This is a genomic window from Rhizobium sp. SRI_017 (genome assembly GCF_057586295.1).
In genome coordinates this window covers 279,357-294,202 of record NZ_JBYCZP010000004.1, presented here as the reverse complement: position 1 = coordinate 294,202, position 14,846 = coordinate 279,357, and the positions used below count along the sequence as shown (strand labels likewise).

25 protein-coding genes are annotated in these 14,846 nt (G+C 59.0%); 6 read left to right on the top strand and 19 right to left on the bottom strand.

Features of this window, described 5'->3' with window-relative positions; translation table 11 throughout:
• Positions 1-356 precede the first annotated feature (356 nt).
• The gene (locus tag AC2YI2_RS11740) at positions 357-689 is read left to right on the top strand and encodes a DUF982 domain-containing protein (RefSeq protein ID WP_487386649.1); all 333 of its coding nucleotides are present in this window, start codon (positions 357-359) and stop codon (positions 687-689) included.
• A 191-nt stretch (positions 690-880) separates the two neighbouring features.
• Here the strand turns inward: AC2YI2_RS11740 and AC2YI2_RS11735 are convergent, their stop codons facing one another.
• The 5 genes from AC2YI2_RS11735 to AC2YI2_RS11715 all read right to left on the bottom strand — a co-directional run bounded on the left by AC2YI2_RS11735 (position 881) and on the right by AC2YI2_RS11715 (position 5,216).
• Positions 881-2,251, bottom strand: a complete 1,371-nt coding sequence (locus AC2YI2_RS11735; RefSeq protein ID WP_487386648.1) for a calcium-binding protein — start codon at positions 2,249-2,251, stop codon at positions 881-883.
• Between the two features lie 417 nt (positions 2,252-2,668).
• A complete protein-coding gene (locus AC2YI2_RS11730) occupies positions 2,669-4,057 on the bottom strand; it encodes a helicase HerA-like domain-containing protein (RefSeq protein WP_487386647.1) in 1,389 nt (462 codons plus the stop codon).
• 234 nt (positions 4,058-4,291) lie between these two features.
• Positions 4,292-4,576 carry a hypothetical protein gene (locus tag AC2YI2_RS11725; RefSeq protein WP_487386646.1) on the bottom strand — a complete coding sequence of 95 codons (285 nt, stop codon included), beginning with the start codon at positions 4,574-4,576 and terminating at the stop codon, positions 4,292-4,294.
• On the bottom strand, positions 4,573-4,896 hold the full coding sequence (locus tag AC2YI2_RS11720; protein ID WP_487386645.1) for a hypothetical protein: 324 nt from the start codon (positions 4,894-4,896) through the stop codon (positions 4,573-4,575). Before AC2YI2_RS11720 ends, AC2YI2_RS11725 begins: the two co-directional genes overlap by 4 nt.
• Positions 4,893-5,216 carry a hypothetical protein gene (locus AC2YI2_RS11715; RefSeq protein WP_487386644.1) on the bottom strand — a complete coding sequence of 108 codons (324 nt, stop codon included), beginning with the start codon at positions 5,214-5,216 and terminating at the stop codon, positions 4,893-4,895. The genes AC2YI2_RS11720 and AC2YI2_RS11715 overlap by 4 nt, the downstream gene beginning before the upstream one ends.
• Positions 5,217-5,642: 426 nt before the next feature.
• Here AC2YI2_RS11715 and AC2YI2_RS11710 point away from each other — a divergent pair, with 426 nt between their 5' ends.
• Both AC2YI2_RS11710 and AC2YI2_RS11705 read left to right on the top strand, forming a co-directional pair.
• Positions 5,643-6,224, top strand: a complete 582-nt coding sequence (locus AC2YI2_RS11710) for a hypothetical protein (RefSeq protein WP_487386643.1) — start codon at positions 5,643-5,645, stop codon at positions 6,222-6,224.
• Positions 6,221-6,784: a hypothetical protein gene (locus AC2YI2_RS11705; protein ID WP_487386642.1), complete on the top strand. Its 564-nt coding sequence runs from the start codon at positions 6,221-6,223 to the stop codon at positions 6,782-6,784. The genes AC2YI2_RS11710 and AC2YI2_RS11705 overlap by 4 nt, the downstream gene beginning before the upstream one ends.
• 12 nt (positions 6,785-6,796) lie before the next feature.
• On the opposite strand, the gene AC2YI2_RS11700 is transcribed toward AC2YI2_RS11705, so the two are convergent.
• Positions 6,797-7,306 carry a hypothetical protein gene (locus AC2YI2_RS11700; protein ID WP_487386641.1) on the bottom strand — a complete coding sequence of 170 codons (510 nt, stop codon included), beginning with the start codon at positions 7,304-7,306 and terminating at the stop codon, positions 6,797-6,799.
• A 160-nt stretch (positions 7,307-7,466) separates the two neighbouring features.
• On the opposite strand from AC2YI2_RS11700, the gene AC2YI2_RS11695 reads away from it, so the two are divergent.
• Complete coding sequence (locus tag AC2YI2_RS11695; protein ID WP_487386640.1) at positions 7,467-7,763, top strand: hypothetical protein; 297 nt, start codon at positions 7,467-7,469, stop codon at positions 7,761-7,763.
• A 60-nt stretch (positions 7,764-7,823) separates the two neighbouring features.
• Here the strand turns inward: AC2YI2_RS11695 and AC2YI2_RS11690 are convergent, their stop codons facing one another.
• Positions 7,824-8,273: a hypothetical protein gene (locus tag AC2YI2_RS11690; RefSeq protein WP_487386639.1), complete on the bottom strand. Its 450-nt coding sequence runs from the start codon at positions 8,271-8,273 to the stop codon at positions 7,824-7,826.
• A 190-nt stretch (positions 8,274-8,463) separates the two neighbouring features.
• Here AC2YI2_RS11690 and AC2YI2_RS11685 point away from each other — a divergent pair, with 190 nt between their 5' ends.
• Positions 8,464-8,856, top strand: a complete 393-nt coding sequence (locus AC2YI2_RS11685) for a DUF982 domain-containing protein (RefSeq protein ID WP_487386638.1) — start codon at positions 8,464-8,466, stop codon at positions 8,854-8,856.
• Between the two features lie 293 nt (positions 8,857-9,149).
• On the opposite strand, the gene AC2YI2_RS11680 is transcribed toward AC2YI2_RS11685, so the two are convergent.
• The 9 genes from AC2YI2_RS11680 to AC2YI2_RS11640 all read right to left on the bottom strand — a co-directional run bounded on the left by AC2YI2_RS11680 (position 9,150) and on the right by AC2YI2_RS11640 (position 13,295).
• Positions 9,150-9,386 (bottom strand): hypothetical protein, encoded by a 237-nt coding sequence (locus AC2YI2_RS11680; RefSeq protein WP_487386637.1) that lies wholly within the window; start codon positions 9,384-9,386, stop codon positions 9,150-9,152.
• 87 nt (positions 9,387-9,473) lie between these two features.
• Entirely contained in the window at positions 9,474-9,680 is a 207-nt protein-coding gene (locus tag AC2YI2_RS11675) for a hypothetical protein (protein WP_487386636.1), read from the bottom strand.
• A gap of 233 nt (positions 9,681-9,913) precedes the next feature.
• On the bottom strand, positions 9,914-11,083 hold the full coding sequence (locus AC2YI2_RS11670) for a zinc ribbon domain-containing protein (protein ID WP_487386635.1): 1,170 nt from the start codon (positions 11,081-11,083) through the stop codon (positions 9,914-9,916).
• A gap of 19 nt (positions 11,084-11,102) precedes the next feature.
• Positions 11,103-11,456, bottom strand: a complete 354-nt coding sequence (locus AC2YI2_RS11665; RefSeq protein ID WP_487386634.1) for a hypothetical protein — start codon at positions 11,454-11,456, stop codon at positions 11,103-11,105.
• Positions 11,456-11,767: a hypothetical protein gene (locus AC2YI2_RS11660; protein WP_487386633.1), complete on the bottom strand. Its 312-nt coding sequence runs from the start codon at positions 11,765-11,767 to the stop codon at positions 11,456-11,458. The genes AC2YI2_RS11665 and AC2YI2_RS11660 overlap by 1 nt, the downstream gene beginning before the upstream one ends.
• Positions 11,760-12,098, bottom strand: a complete 339-nt coding sequence (locus AC2YI2_RS11655) for a hypothetical protein (protein ID WP_487386632.1) — start codon at positions 12,096-12,098, stop codon at positions 11,760-11,762. Before AC2YI2_RS11655 ends, AC2YI2_RS11660 begins: the two co-directional genes overlap by 8 nt.
• Complete coding sequence (locus AC2YI2_RS11650) at positions 12,095-12,397, bottom strand: hypothetical protein (protein ID WP_487386631.1); 303 nt, start codon at positions 12,395-12,397, stop codon at positions 12,095-12,097. The genes AC2YI2_RS11655 and AC2YI2_RS11650 overlap by 4 nt, the downstream gene beginning before the upstream one ends.
• Positions 12,397-12,633: a hypothetical protein gene (locus AC2YI2_RS11645; RefSeq protein WP_487386630.1), complete on the bottom strand. Its 237-nt coding sequence runs from the start codon at positions 12,631-12,633 to the stop codon at positions 12,397-12,399. The genes AC2YI2_RS11650 and AC2YI2_RS11645 overlap by 1 nt, the downstream gene beginning before the upstream one ends.
• Positions 12,633-13,295 (bottom strand): hypothetical protein, encoded by a 663-nt coding sequence (locus tag AC2YI2_RS11640; protein ID WP_487386629.1) that lies wholly within the window; start codon positions 13,293-13,295, stop codon positions 12,633-12,635. The genes AC2YI2_RS11645 and AC2YI2_RS11640 overlap by 1 nt, the downstream gene beginning before the upstream one ends.
• Before the next feature lie 116 nt (positions 13,296-13,411).
• Here AC2YI2_RS11640 and AC2YI2_RS11635 point away from each other — a divergent pair, with 116 nt between their 5' ends.
• Positions 13,412-13,600, top strand: coding sequence for a hypothetical protein (locus AC2YI2_RS11635; protein WP_487386628.1), 189 nt, complete (start codon positions 13,412-13,414; stop codon positions 13,598-13,600).
• Positions 13,601-13,605: 5 nt separating this feature from the next.
• Here the strand turns inward: AC2YI2_RS11635 and AC2YI2_RS11630 are convergent, their stop codons facing one another.
• From AC2YI2_RS11630 to AC2YI2_RS11620, 3 genes are read right to left on the bottom strand one after another with little or no spacing between them, the layout of a single operon-like run.
• Positions 13,606-13,947: a hypothetical protein gene (locus AC2YI2_RS11630; RefSeq protein ID WP_487386627.1), complete on the bottom strand. Its 342-nt coding sequence runs from the start codon at positions 13,945-13,947 to the stop codon at positions 13,606-13,608.
• Positions 13,944-14,468, bottom strand: a complete 525-nt coding sequence (locus AC2YI2_RS11625; RefSeq protein ID WP_487386626.1) for a hypothetical protein — start codon at positions 14,466-14,468, stop codon at positions 13,944-13,946. The genes AC2YI2_RS11630 and AC2YI2_RS11625 overlap by 4 nt, the downstream gene beginning before the upstream one ends.
• Positions 14,465-14,800 carry a DUF6074 family protein gene (locus AC2YI2_RS11620; protein WP_487386625.1) on the bottom strand — a complete coding sequence of 112 codons (336 nt, stop codon included), beginning with the start codon at positions 14,798-14,800 and terminating at the stop codon, positions 14,465-14,467. The genes AC2YI2_RS11625 and AC2YI2_RS11620 overlap by 4 nt, the downstream gene beginning before the upstream one ends.
• Positions 14,801-14,846 lie beyond the last annotated feature (46 nt).

The window sequence follows — 14,846 nt, the reverse complement described above, 5'->3', positions numbered from 1 at the left end:
AGCGCAGAGCAGCTTGGAGGGTGGCTCGGGCTTACCCGGCATGAGGCATGGCGCGCTGTGGCGGATGCCCCTAGTGTCGTGCTCCAGCCTCGGGCGGCGTGGTGGCTTGGTGGTCGACCATACCCTGTGGCACGGCCGGTAACCGGCAGGGGATACTGTGCGGGTCTGGAGCATAGTACGCTGGTGTCCGAACATACCCCAATCGAAATCGAAAGCTGGATCGATTCGCTAGACCGTCTCGATTTTCAAGTACCTTTTGAACGGGTGGTGAGCGCCGGAAACTATGCCCAAGTGTCTCCAATTTCAGGCAAGCCGCACGGTGTAGAAAGGTGTCCAACGTCGACGGTAGGCTGACAATGCGATACGACACATGGAAAGCGCTCATTGAGATAGGGTCTGAAGGCGCTTCGAACCGAGCCCAACAAGTGGGTAGCAACCGAGAGGCAGCACATCTACTTCTCGATCACTGGCCTGGAGTACAAGGCAAGGCCTACAAGGCTGCTGTTATTGACTGTGCCCGAGCTTTGCGGGGTATTGTCTCGCAGGAAGTAGTTCGGATTAGGCTAAAGGATGCTGCCGCAGAAGCCGGATTGCAATTCAAGGTCGTCGACTCGGACGATCAATTTGAGCTGGAAATAGCGGAAGTATGCCGAGCGGTCTTCCGCGATGAAGCGCGGGTATACGATTGACGGCAAGACTTCAAAGAGACCCTCACGTCGTCATGCACTTTCAGCTATCTCCCTCAGGGCCGGAAACCCGAAAGGCTTTGCAGTTCGTTTCGATTTGAAGTGGGGTTTAAAGTGCGGATGCGGGCCCGGAACTATGCCTGCAGAGCGCTGAGTTGAGCCGCCAATCCAATCATTGACGGCTCAGCCCGGGATCAGAAGATGAAGTCAGCCTCGACGGGCGCGCTGGCATTCTTTAGGGTGATCTGGAAATCTGCCGCTGCATCGCCATTGGTATCGACGCTCACGACCGTGTCCATACCGTTCGCTGCCAACTTCACGTTTGCGAAGGAAATGTTGAAGGCATCGAGATCAATCTTGTCGGTACCCGAAACATAATCGAGAACGGTGTCCGTGCCAGGTGTTCCGGCGAAAACGAAGACATCGCTTCCGGCACCACCGATGAACGAGTCATTGCCGGCTCCGCCATTGAGCTTGTCATTGCCGGCACCACCGACGAGGAAGTCGGCGCTGGTGTCGCCCATCACGTCGTCATTGCCCATGCCTGAATTAATGTAGTTGGCGACCCCAGCATTAGCGACGAGCGTGTCGTCACCCGCTGTTCCAAGCTTGACCGCAGAGAACTGGTCGCCACGAGCTGTACCGCTGACCAAGTCACGCACATCGAATGTGACGCCGGCCGTAGTGCTGACGAAGGTGATCCCTTCATCATCAAAACGGCTTACCGGGCCGGCTAATCCGTCGAGACCGTCCTCTGCCTGAAGGCGAACTGCGAGGCCGCTGTCTTGGTTTGCCATTGAACCGGAGTCTTTCGCACTGGCGTTACCCACTTCGCTGCTAGTGAACGTCAAGCGGATCTGGCTGGAGGTCGCAGTTGCTGCAACATTCACGGCGTCCGACCCGACTCCAAGATCAATGCTGTCGGTACCGTCAGTCACGACATTGAAAATCATCAGGTCATCGCCCTGGGCGTCGGTGACGGTATCATCTCCACCACCTCCAATGAACGAGTCGTTGCCCGCTCCGCCTGCAAGCGTATCGTTGCCAGCGCCGCCAACGAGAAAGTCTGCTGTCAGGCCCCCGGTGATGACGTCGTTACCCATGCCACCGTTGATATAATAGCTCGCTTTTGCCGTGCTCTCGTCAATGATGTTGTCGGCGAGGCTACCGAGTGTTACCGCGTCGAATTGGTCGCCGCGCGCCGCACCGCTAACAAGATCCCTAACATCGAAGGTAAGATTGCCTTTGCTCTTGAAGGTGATGCCTTCGTCGTCGAACCGACTGATCTGGCCAGCCAGAGTGTCACCATCACCTTTTTCTCGCTGAATTCGCACAGCCAAGCCGCCATCCTGGTTGGCAAGCAGGCCGCTGTCTTTCCCGATATGATTCCCGACTTCGGCACTGGTGAAGGTCAAGCGGACCTGTTCGACATTGCTCTTGGCGCTTACGATCACCGTGTCATCGCCGTCGCGAAAGTTCTTCGACACGGGGTCGTCACGCGAGATGTCGAACCGGTAGGAAATGTCTGGCTGCTTCTTCGCGTTTCTGGCGGTTTGATTGGTCATCGATGTCTCCTTTAGGGGGCTCCCCTGCTCAAGGCAAAGGCGGCCAAATCGAGCGCACCACATGGTGTCGCGCGACAGCTACGGCTTTGCCTTCGCCGAAGTTTCGGCATCGGATAGCTATTGAGGACACAAAACGGTGATCGTGGCCTGATCGATCTGCTGAGCAGTGGATATGCTCGTTAACAAGGTCCAGGCAAGTCAGGGTGGCTAGAACAGGGCCGACTGAACCCGTTGGCTCACACTCCGGTTTCTGTCGAAGCGCACTTCGCTCCGTCTCCCTTGGTCGAGAGACGGAGCTTTTTCGTCCCTGGTGCTGATCAGCGTCCCCGTCAAACCAGCAGCATCCTGATCATCCAGCAGCATCCTGATCATCAAGACACAACAGGCTGCAACTGCCGACCATCCCATCAACGCGCGCTAGGTTGATGACCGCGCGGGCTGCCGAATGCCGGCAAGGTTCGGCATGAACTTCCGATAGTCGCCCTCGGTCCAACCACCCTTGAATGCCTCCTCGGCGATCCCACGCTGCCGCCGCATCCGATTGTAGAACGAATGGATTGCCTCGGCTTCCGGCAGCTCGGCGCTATAGCTCTGGCGCTGCGGGGATGCATCGATGACCGCCCGGCGTTCCATATCCGAGATCGGCCCGACCTGGCCGGACGGCGGGATGATGGAGACGCGTTCCACCTTGGTCGGTATGCCAGCATCGTCGAGGACGGAGACGAACGCCTCGCCGACGCCGAGCGCTGTCAGCTCGCCTTTGACATCCACACCTCGGTTCTCCCGGAACGCGGCCGCCGTCGCCCGCACCATTTTCATCCCGGCCGGCGTGAAGGCACGGAGCGAATGTGCGATGCGATTGCCGAGCTGTGCCAAGACGGTTTCAGGAACATCGGCCGGGCTCTGGGTCACAAAATAGATCCCGACGCCCTTGGAGCGCACCAGCCGCACCAGACGTTCGATCTGTTGCACCAGCGGTTTCGGCGCCTCGGCGAACAACAGATGGGCCTCGTCGAAAGAGAACGCCAGCTTTGGCTTGTCGATATCCCCGACCTCGGGGAGAACCCGGAAGAGCTCGGTCAACAGCCACAGCAGGAATGTTGCATACAGCCGCGGGCATTCCATGAGCTGATCGGCATGCAGGAGGTTGACCACCCCTCGCCCGCTGTCATCGGTCTTGATGAAATCGAGGATGTCAAAACGGGGTTCCCCGAACAGCTTGTCACCACCCTGGCTTTCCAGTGCGAGGATGTTGCGCTGAATGGCGGCGATCGAAGCGGCGGTTATGTTGCCGTACCGGCTGCAGATCTCTTCCCGGCGCTCCATCATGTCGGCCATCTCCCAACGGAGATCATCCAAGGTCAGCAGCCAGCCGCGTTCATCATCAGACTTCTTAAGGGCGATCGCCACCGCACCGGCCTGCGTCTCGTTGAGGCCAAGCATTCGGGCGATGAGCTCGGCGCCCATTTCCTGCAGGCTGGTCCGGATCGAAAGGCCGGCGACGCCGAAGAGAACCCAGAAGGCGACGGGGGTGCGATCGGCGAGGAACTGGCGGCCCAACGCCCGGGTCTTGGTCGCCAGCGGCGACGCGTCATCCCCGCGCGCCGCGATACCGGAGAGATCGCCTTTGACGTCGGCGGCGAATACAGGGACACCAGCTTTCGAGAATTCCTCGGCCAGGCGCTGGAGCGTCGTGGACTTTCCGCTGCCCGTGCTTCCGGTCACCAGGCCATGGCGATTTGTCTTTGCCAACGGCATGGAAACGGCGGTTCCAGAGGCGGCAATTCCGATCTCGATCGAGGTCATTTCAGGGGCTCCAAATTGTTGAGAAACGGTACCAGAAAATTGCGCTCAAAGCACTGAAAATCTCGGCGTTTCGAGTGATGCTAGCGGAAACTTTTTGAACTGATTCCGCGTCCGAAAAGGAGGTACGCATAGTATGCGTACCCCCGACTTATTCCCTTTTCAGATTGGGCCACGATCGGCCGGCTACACCCGGACCCCGCGCGAAACGGAGGCCGGATCTAGGCGTCTTCATAGTCAGGTGCGCCGCACGCGACCGTGATAGCTGTAACCCCAGACACTGGGATCCGTGTCCAGTTCGTCATCATCGATCGGGAAGTCGTCGCAGGCGGTATCCTCGTCGCCATGCTCGAGGAGCTCACTCTCGTCTTCCCTGTCATCAGTCCTGGCCGGGTCGGTGGAGAACCCGGCAAGATACGGCTCGAAATCGGAGTCGCCGTCAATCAGATCCAGGATCCGGATCATCGCCTCTATCTTGAATTCCAACTCCTGGCGGAGGGAGAGCAGTTCGGTCTTGGTCATGCCTTCCCCCTTTCCGACGCATCGGTGTTGACGAAATAGACCGAGCGGCCGGCTGCATCAGCGGGGTAGATCCGGCAATGGAAGCTGCCATTCTTGTAGCCGTTCAGCGCATCCGACAGCTCGGCGGAGAGCCGCTCCACCTTGTCAAAGGGATTTTCGCTATCGGGCTCACCGATCGCGCCGAACGATACGTCTCGCTCCGTTCCAGCCGGTGTAATCAGGGCGTAGGATTGGCCGTTGCCGCATTGTGCCAGGATGGCGGACAGCTCCTTGCAGAGACGGCGGGCGGCTTCCCATGGGTGTTCTTGTGCAGAGGTCATGGAATTGCCCTCCAGATCGCGCCAGTTCGCGCCAGCATGGCCTGAGGCTGGCCGGCCGCGAAACGAATGTCTTCGACGTCCTGGCGGCCCACGGTGAGGTGGCGCCGGTTGCCGGTGTCCACGATCCGATCGCTGAGCAAGGTGGACAGGATCGACGCCATGCGCTCGGTATAGGCAAGGGTGTAGGTGAGGTCGTCGGCCGATGGTGCCGGCGCGATCAATCCGTTGCCTTGGATTTCAACCGGCTCTAGTTGAGCCGGTTGACCCCGCGTTACACGGTTTCGCTGCGGGGATTTCCCGCCTCTGATGGTGTGAAGCATGTTCGTTACTCACGGTTTGGACCCGCTTCTCACAGCGGGGGAACTTCCGGACAGTTGTCCGCATGTTCCAACACCAGTGACAGACCGGCAGCCGGGGGGTGAGAAACCGCCGTGAGACGGCTCGAACGCTTTTATGAGTTTCCTCACTGGACAGCACGCTCGACCCCGGCCATATTGTGCCGGTTGGAGCCGCGCCGCCAAGCGCGTCCATTGTCCCAACTACTGTTGGGACTTTCATCCGAAGCGTCATGCAAGGCCCCGCCAAGGGCAAATTCGGAGATATCACGGTCCGGGTTCTCACACCCACGGACAGCATGATTTGATTAATCAATCAAGCACCACCCTTCGCCAAAGGGTGAGAGCTTGCGTTTTCCCGTTGACAGAACCTAGCGCATTGCCTGAAGCTGGTCTGAGGGGAGACTAGCGATGACTGGATTCAAGCCAGGTGACTGGGGCGCAGACGTCGAAAATCTACTGAACGCTTCCGGCAAGCGTTTCTTCAAGACGGTAACACTAAACTGGTCAACTCCGGCCGAAATTCTTTCCGGAGAGGAGCCAGAATTCGAGGAATCACGGCCCACGCTGTACGCATTCGTTCGAAACCACCATGCGTCGCGTCAGAAGGACAAGATCGTCTATGTCGGTCTATCGATCAATCCGGAAGCTCGCTTCAAGAACCACCCGAAAGCGCGGGAGATAATCGAGCGAAAGGGATCGACCAAGTTTAGTTTCGCAGCACTTGACGCGGCCAAGACGGACAGGCAGCGCCGTACAGTGATCCGCACGATGGAAGACGTCGAGCACATCCTCATTTGGACACTTTGGGGCAGCCTCGAAAACAAGGCGAAACTTTTCACTTTACCGGGCATGGGAACGACGCGAGGAAGTCCCCTGCACATCGTCAACGAAGGTTACCAATTCTTCGGTCAAATGCCCCGCGAGATCATCTATCCTTGGATGCTCGTGAAAAGCAGGAAAGATCGTTCCTGGATTGAGATGCAGTCATGAAGCCTCTTTGGCTCGAGATTTCGATAATCGCGCTCCAACTACTTGTTGCCGTGGCAGTTGCACGCTTGGCGGTCGTTTGGGCGCTCGATCGATTTAAGATCGAGAAATCCTGGGAGCGCCGGTTTCAAGCTTACTCAGACATCCTAGTAGCGCTCAACGAAATGGCTAGCATCCTCTATACATGGATCGCTGAGCAAAAGACTGCCCGAGAGATCCCACCTGCCCGCGATCAGGAATTGCGAATACAGTACGATGCAGCAAACAAGAGAATCGACGAAATTGAAACCACCGCTGAGTTGCTCCTGCCAGCTGAGACCATTGCGACAGTCCGCATGTTGCAGAAAACGCTCAGCCAAGTTGAAGGGGATTACGATTGGACAACGGACATCATTCTGAGCTTCGACGCAGTCGACAAGGCCAGGAGGGAAGTTGCAGCACAAGGTCGGAAGGTCTTAGACGTCGATAGACTTGGTCAGCCGAGCTTGTTCAGAGATCCGAGAGGTTGGCTCAAGTTTCGGAATGACAGGCGTTTGAGCTACGACGATCAACCGACCACCTAATCAGACGATCAGCTATTGGCTCGCCGGCTTCTGCCCCTGCATGCATTTCACCAGCGCTGCTCCAGCCTTCGACGATCCAGCAGCCGTAAGCAGATGTGGCCGATCGCTGATACCATCCTTGACGGCGATCTGCTTGCGTGCCCCATCAAAGGCCTCGACGAAAAGCCAGGCGTTATCGACAGTGAGCACCGTTTCGGCCGCCGCGAGGTTGTCGCCGACTGAATCTGTCCGGCCAGTCTGCCCGAAAAGCCGCTTGCCATCGAAGGCGAATTCGATTTCCGGAGACAGGCTCTCGAGAGCGGGGTCATGGGCAAAGCCCGGAATAGCGCGAACGGTCAAACCCTGCTCGGCGGTATCGCAGATGATGAAGACGCCGGACCTGAGCGAGCTCATGAAGTTGACAGTTACGCGCCGACCGCCAGAGAATGGATCCTCTTCGGTCTCGGCACTCCATCGCTGGAAATCGGCGTGCGCCGGCACCGCGGCAAACATCGCCACCAAGAACATGAAAACGGCTCGCACTTGTACCCTCCAACACGTTCCGGATCAGTGTCCGGCCCCTTGATCCACTAAACGATGTGACAGCAAAAAATTCAACCTCAATCATCTAACAGCGTTCACGCGCTTGACGCGCTTGACGCCGAGTTTGCGCTGCGCAACCCTTTCGGCAAGGGGGATGCAGATGAAAGTTTTCAAGACGTGTGCGGGATTGCTTCTCGGGATTGCGCTGTCCGCAAGCGAGACGCAGGCACAAGATTTCACCGAGGGCATGGACGACTACGCCGTCGCATCCGAGGCGGGCGATGTCATCGGCGGCGCCAGGGCATGCGGTTATGAGCTGGACATGGGCAAGGTCGAAGCGTTCATCCAATCGCGGATCGCGGCCATGGGCGGCGATGATCGGAGTGCCTTTCGTGGTGCCGTGGACACGCGCGACTACTCCCTAAAGCAGAAGGCCGGGAATGAGCGCGAAACGTAATGCATCCTTCAGCGTGAGCTTGCCAAAAAATACGGCTTTCGGAAGTGAACCGATCGCCCCTTACTCACACCCTATTCCATCACCGTCTCGATCCAGCCCATAGACGTCTGACCCGATCACCTGCACCCGGCCGGTGAAGGCTGGGCCGTTGCCTTCGCCACCGTCGCAATCGACATCCGAGATTATCGGAACGCAGGGGCTGTAGCTGGGATGACACCCGCTGGATTTCGATCGGGCAATCTCGATCACCTTCGGCCTCGTGATCGATTGTGGTTTCTTCTCGACCGGGCTCGGCTTTTCTCGAGGTGCTGCTTCCGACCACTTGTCGGCGATCGCCGATGCCAGCGCGCTCATTTGCTGTTGGACGGCCCGGGTGTTCTCCGGATTGCCTGCCGACGAACCGACGATAACCGCCACTAGGGCGCAGGCCGATACCAGGGTGATGAACTGCGATGAGGTTAAGCGATCGAGCCATGAAGCACGCGGAAGATCCTCGGACAGAACCTTCATCTTGGCTGGCCGGCCATGCTTCACCCGGCGATAAGAAAGCAACCCTGCCATGTGAATTTCCGAAGAGTTCGCGTTAGTCTATGGGCCACCCCTTTTCACCAGGTTGAGAAAATCGTTCGAACTTTATCGAGGTGGAACGACTCCTCGCCGTCGCCATTGACTCGCATTGGTTGAGTGAGGAGTGCGCGTCATGCAGAACTGGTCGAAGGGTGTTGAGCTGGAACTGTATGGGGTCGGCAGCTACCGAACGGTGAAATCGACCGAGGACGCTGCGCAATGCCTCCTGGCCCATTGGCCGACCGGCAAAGGTAAAGCCTATCTCGAGGCGCAACAGGCGTGCCTTGACGCCCTTGAGGGCGACACGTCACTGGAGCTCGCACGAGAAGCTTTCATCGGTGCCGCCCTGGCCGCCAAAATCCACATCCGATCGACCGAGGATCCACGCGCGCTGGCGATGGCCGCCGGGAAGAACCGCATCCCGGTTACCGACAGCCCGGCTTTCCGCAAGGCCAATCACGACGCCATGGTGGCAATAAGAGCCACGGTTTCGAAGATCAAAGCAGAGCGGGGAATACCCGATTAGAGCCGGGGCGAAAGCGAGACTTTGCCGCGAGCGGGCAGATCTATGAAACAATGAACCCGACCGAGGCTTTGGGTTCCTTGGTCGGGTTTCTGAAAGCGACAAACGGCGAAGCTAGTCACTTGCCGGTAAGTTGCCACGGGATGCTTAACAGACGGTAAAGGCTGAGCGGCAGCCACGAGTTCGACACCCCTCTCGACGCCATGGAGGCGGTCAAGAAGACAGTGGCGAAGATCGAGGCGGAGACAACTTCCGGAAGCACTTGCAGGGCCTGAATCGGCCCACTGTCGAGTTCCTCAAGAGCTAATGTCTGTCATCTGAGCAAGCACAATCCCGCTAACGACGCCGCGCTCAAAACTGGTGATTCCATCGTGTAAGTTAGCAATAGCTTGTGTAACGACATCTTCATATGACGTTTTGTCGGACACTTGGTGTAGAGCTAGAGCAATCGCTTTCGAAATAGCTTCCAAATCAATGTCCGCAAATCGGCTAGACTTGCTCAGTCTAATAATCTTGTTCTCATAATCTGTCATGATGCACCCTCAGCGCGACCATTGCCGCGCTTTGTTTCAGACGTGCGTCATTAGATATCTATTCGTCAATATTGCGCTATAATATGTTCAGTTAATCTGGGAAATACCTACTTCATCCCGAGACTTAAGCTCCAGCATTACAGCTGCGGTGAAGCCGGCGGCCATCCCGCGATCGAAGTCCGACGCGTCGGATGGAAGAGCGTTTGCCGCGCGAAGGATAACATCTTCCAATTCGCCACCGGAGTTCTCTTTGATGGCGGCCTCTACGGCCGTCTTAACCGCACTCAAGTCCAATTTTTCTCGCCTTGCCCTTTGTTGCCGACAAGCTGTTTAGTGTGACAATTGATGCAACGCAATGGTCCTTGGACCAAGGTATAAGAACGCTTATCCCAATCGACGTCCGCGGATCCAAGGGCTGCAACGCCTGGCAGCGTCAACGAGAACGTCCACAAAAAGGACCGCCGGCGCACAGGAGAGAGCGCCGGACTTACCCACGACTGGATTGAAAGGGCATCCGCGGGCAAAGATCAGCCAAGCGCGCGAGTAACTTCCTCAGCGATGTCCGCATTCGCAGCGACCTGGCGAGCTTCGAATTCTGTCATTTCTCGCTTGTAGGTGGCCGCCAAGCCAAGCACGTCGCCGAGCGGTGTGCACTCCTCTGGTGAAAGACTGCTACCCGAACTCCCTCCCCGCTCCCGCGCCGCCTTAGCTTCCGCGAACGCCTTCTGGCCTTCCAGACTTTCCATGTCGAAAGCAAAGCTTCTGGAGATTGCAAGCTTGCCGACCGGCTCGGGCACCCAGCGGTGCCAGCCTTTCCCAACGAGGGTCACGGCGCCATTGCCGGACGAAATCCATGAGAAGGACTTCCTCGGGAAGATCGCCATTTCCGGAATGGACGGCGGCGGCTCGTATTTGACGATCCGCTTGATGTCATTGAGGTCGGCTGCCCGCTCGCCGGCAAACACCTTTGCCGCCCGGGCGCGCAGTCGACCGGAGATCAGGGCATCGAGCGCCTTCCTGCCTACCAACGGTTCGATCTCCGCAGTTCTGGCAACGTAGTCGGGTTGGACATCAACCGGCGTCATGATGCGAAACATGCCGATCCGGTATCCGCCATCAGAGAATTGCGTGAACAGATCCGGGGCCTCAGCAAGAAGCATCTCGGCAACAACGGCGGAAATGGCATCCTGCCGACCGCCAGGCCCGCTATCGCCCGACATTCTGCGAAGGTAGTGACCCGGGAAAATCTCGAGATCGCCTGGGATGGCACTCCTCAGCTTTCGCACAGCAGATGAGACCGCAGCCACTGCCTTTTCGAGCTCGGGCGCAACCGCGTCCACCGCCTCGGCGGTTTTCTCAAGTTTTTGTGCGGCCTCACGGCGCTGCTCCTGGTCAACCGCATTGCGAAATCGCTCCTCAGCACCGGCGATCGCGGTTTCGTATTCCTCGATCATGCAGGCGTGTTCTGCAGCATCCGCCTCGAAGCGACGGACATTTGCAGTGGCCTCTGCGATAATGGCTTCGTCTTCGGCCAGCACAGCGCGGCGGGCATCCTTGGCCTCTTCGAGTGCTTGCAACACTTCCGATCGGCGGCGCTGATGGTCGGCGAGCTTCTGGCCAAGCCGGCTGAGTTCATTCTCGATATCGACGGCGGACGACGGCCGGCGGCCAAGCACGCCTTTCAGTGGGTTCTTCACGGGTATTGCCTCCTGGTTTCTAATCGTAGAGTTCGCGTTCAAGCGCCTGATCGAGCCCGTCGCGCTTCCGTGCCGGCGCCGGTGGGCGCCCGGTTGTTCTAGGTTGTTGCTGCAGATCAATGACTGCACTTCGCACAGCGGTGAGATCGGCCTTCAGCCGGCGGATCTCCTTGCCGTGACTGACAACGGCGCGCTGTGTCAGTGACAGGTCCGCCTTCAGCTTGGCTATCTCAGCTTTATCGGCGTCACGCTCGGCATTGGTGATCTCAGCCGGCTTCGATGCCCGCATGTGATCGAAGACGGCCTCCGCTTGCGCGGCGATCTCCCGGTCGCCGTCGCCGAGCTCGTAGGGCCGATCGGAACCGCCGGTCATCAGATGGCGCCACGCTGACGGTTCGCGGTTTCGACGGCCGTGACCCAAGAGTTGACTGGCGTCTCGGCGGTAACGGCAGGTGGTTCTTCGGACGCGAGGCCACGGCTGGCGTTCGCGGCAGCGGCAGCACGACTCCAGTTCGCCTTTATGTCGGCCGCTTGCTCCGCGGCGACATAGTCCCGGCATGTCGCCTGCAAAGCCTGCTCGGCAACATCCGGCGCGATGGTGGTGTTCTCGGCGAGGAAGCGCGCGAGCTGGGGGAAGGCCCTCCCAGCCTGACTACTGGTGATCGTGGTGACGCGGTCATTCATGGGGGCTGGTCTCCTTGGTTTCGAACGCCATGCCGGCGACACCGATCTCGGCGAGCGCCTGGCGGATGGCGACAGTCTGCGCTCGCACCTCGTCGACGCTGAGGGCGGTCTTGAAGCCGAAGTGCATGCTGAGCGGATTGCTGAGCCGGCCGAAGATCTGAAGCTCTTCAAGCTCAAGGATTGCCTGCAGGCGGCGCGTTGCGGCTTCGGCGGCGTCGAGGTGCTGGATAGCCATGGTTGCGACTCCTCGTCTGGCGGCCTCGGCCTGGTAGCCGGTCAGGCCGGACAAGTGCGCCGGCAGCGGCCGTTTGGGGATCATGACCACGGTCATGCTGGCAGCTCCGCGATCTCGATGCCCAGTGCAGCGAGCTCTGTCCGGATCGTCCCGTGCAAAGTCTGCAGGATCTGGCGCAGCATTGCCTTGGGCACGCCGTTCGCCTTGCTGGCGGTCTGCTCGAGAGCAAGCTCGACCCATGCATCGATGCCCTTGTGATCGATGTTGCCGGCCTTGAACTCTCGGGCGATCTGATCGGCGATCTCTCGGCCGAACTGGCGGGCGTTGGCCTCGGCCTGGTCGAACGCAGCGTCGACGGCCTGAATCTTGGTGGCGGGTGAGCGGCGGCCGAACATCAGGCACCCTCCCGCGGCAAGTCACCTGGCTCAAATAGGCCGGCGAAATTCCTGCCGGCGCGCTGCAAGCGTTGAGCGGCCGACCATAATGCGAACTCGGCGATGGTCATGCCGGCGCGAAGGGCTGCTTCATGGATCTCATCACGGAACGATGCCAGGACCGGCGCGGCGTCCATCATGATCTTCACGCGAGCTGGAGCCGCCTTGGGACGATGATATGGGTCGAGTTTCGGCATCAGCGGTCCTCCGCCAGATCGCCGGGGAAAAACACACCGCGGAGCTCGGCGCCCCGGCTCTGGAGCTGCTTGCCAACTGCCATGAGCGTGAAAGCGTTGACGCTGAGCCCTTCGCGGTCGGCGGCGGCTTGCAACTCGTTGCGAAATGACCGCAGGATATTGCCGCCATTCAGCATCAGTGCCACCGATCGATCATTACCTCGCTCGTCGAACATTTCAGTTTCCTCTTTGAGGTCGGCAGCATCCTCGCCGGTGCTGCTGGATTTTCCGACTGCCCTTTTGCGGAAATCTTTTGCAGGTCGGGAGAAACCCTCGGGATCGACCCAATCCGGCAGGATCTCGGGGCCAGGAATGCCGTGAAGGTCGAAATATTCTCGGATGTCCGCGCTGTAACGATCACCGTTGCGGAACCGCTCGAGGTGATCGAACCGGCCTTGTAAGACCATGTGCAGGCCCGGGGCGCTGAACTCGAGCCGGGCGTTATCACTGATCTGGCGGGAGATCCCGAACTCATCTCCAAGATCACGGACACGCCTGGTTGAACGCTGCGCAATGTGAGCGGCGCGTTGCAACGTCAATATTTCGTCGGGCCGCATCATCACGGGGCGCGGATGCTTCTTCCGCTCGATCGGAAGATCCTCGGGATCGAATAGCTCGGTCATGCCGCCCTCGCCTTCCCTGGCCAACACTGGCGGAGCTCGATGGCCCCACGGGGCGGAACTTTCGACATCCGGCGCTCGTTGATCAGCGCGGCATTCCTGCCGCAATGGAGGAAGCCATGACAATTCAGAACGCGCCAACCGAAACGGGCAAAGAAGCTGCCCGCGGCCTGCACAAAGCCACCCGCGCGGAGGAACGAGAGGTTGAGGCGGCGAAGGGCTCGGATCTCGCCAAGGGCGCCGATCGTGTAAACGAACGGTCGCGGTCCAGCGACGGCAAAGATGCGGGCGAAAAGCAGGGTCTTTGAAAAAATCATGCCGCCCTCCCCGGCCTGCGCTTGCGGGCATCGGTGAGGGGGCGGATTGTCCAGTCCAGCCGATTAAGTCGGCCTCCGTCGATCGGCTGACCATCCTCGCACCTGATTTCCCGAAGCTCCTGTAAGAACGCCTTGCGCTGGTCATCGGACATCGCCGCGCGGTCCGAGTAGTCGCTCCGATTGATCAGGTTGAGAATCTGCTTTCTGCTCAGTCCTACGACAGTAGCAATTGAGCCGGCGCTGAATCCGACCAACCACAGAACATAGGCCTCGTATTTCTCGCGGTCGTTGAAGCGGCGCTGGGCCGGCTTGAGGTCGAGTGCGAAGGAATCGGTCATGCGGTGGTCCTCCGAAGTGGTCCGAACAGCTCAGGCAAAGAGCGATGCACCGAGTCTCGAGCGATTCCCCGTACCGCCTTTTCAATTGCGCCCTCAATCTCAGCGACACGCTTCCTCAGTTCAGATAGCTCCTGGGATGCACGCAACTCCTTATCGATGAGGCGATCGGCATCCTCGCCGATCATGAGCAGTTTGCCGCGAAGCGCTGCAGCAGCATCGGCGGATTGAGCACACGCAATCACCGTGCCGCGAGACATGCGCCTTTTTCGAGGAAGGAAGCCAGCGACCTGGCCATTCATCAGCTCTACCGCCAAAAACCCGTCAAAGGTTCTCGGCATTACGCGCGATATCTTCGCGATGCTGATCCAGTGCGACCGCTCCGGATCGATAAAGCCTGGCACCTCGGAATAGACGAGAGTGTCAGCCAACTCTTGTGCCGACGCGAGAGGGTGGTAAAGGCCCATGCCCTGGCCGTCCATCATGAGTGCGTAGTGATTGGGAAAAAGCTGGACGTTGCTCATGCGGCATCACCTCCGGGACGGTGATCGGATGAGACGCCATCGACGATGGGCAGCCATTTCGCGTTCAACAGCAAACACTGGCGGTTTATTGACCGAAGGAATTCCTCGTGCTGCTGCTCTACCACCTCCGGGGGGACGCCCGCCGCCCGCAGTTGCCGGACGTAAGCCTGGACCGGACGGCTGAGGGTCTGGTCAGCTTCTCGATTGGTGCGAGCCTTCGCAAGCTGCTCTGCAATCTTCCGGGCGTGTCCGACCCGATTCATGGCTGGGAAAGCGATCACCTGGCAAGCGGGAGGGGCCCAGCGGAAAAGAGGAAGATCTTCATGCGACATGAAAGCCTCCATCGGCTGTATGGGTATGGTAGGATAAGGATGTCAC